Annotated in this window: 1 protein-coding gene; it reads right to left on the bottom strand. The window is 73.9% G+C overall.

Annotated features, from left to right (window positions below):
* Positions 1 to 112: 112 nt before the first annotated feature.
* Complete coding sequence (locus tag JHD67_RS22785; RefSeq protein WP_199101176.1) at positions 113 to 268, bottom strand: hypothetical protein; 156 nt, start codon at positions 266 to 268, stop codon at positions 113 to 115.
* Positions 269 to 403 lie beyond the last annotated feature (135 nt).

Raw genomic sequence — 403 nt, 5'->3', positions numbered from 1 at the left:
CCCCCCCCCCCCCCCCCCCCCCCCCCCCCCCCCCCCCCCCCCCCCCCCCCCCCCCCCCCCCCCCCCCCCCCCCCCCCCTTTTTAAACCCACACGACGCAAAACGAGATTCGGTCACGGGTCTCGTGGGCTCGGAGATGTGTATAAGAGACAGGCTACATGCTGGCCGAAGGCCGCCTGGTGAACCTGGGCTGCGCCCACGGCCACCCGAGCTTCGTCATGTCCAACAGCTTCTCCAACCAGACGCTGGCCCCTGTCTCTTATACACATCTGACGCTGCCGACGACAACGTTCGGGTGTAGGTCTCGGTGGTCGCCGTGTCAGTGAAAAGGGGGGGGGGGGGGGGGGGGGGGGGGGGGGGGGGGGGGGGGGGGGGGGGGGGGGGGGGGGGGGGGGGGGGGGGGG

It is taken from the genome of Dyella sp. ASV21, from assembly GCF_016428975.1.
Lineage (GTDB): Bacteria > Pseudomonadota > Gammaproteobacteria > Xanthomonadales > Rhodanobacteraceae > Dyella.
This window is presented reverse-complemented; position numbering and strand designations above follow the sequence as displayed.

What these genes read in the sequence shown, in the direction of transcription:
- JHD67_RS22785 (WP_199101176.1), bottom strand. Translation starts at nt 268, where the DNA reads ATGTGTATAAGAGACAGGGGCCAGCGTCTGGTTGGAGAAGCTGTTGGA.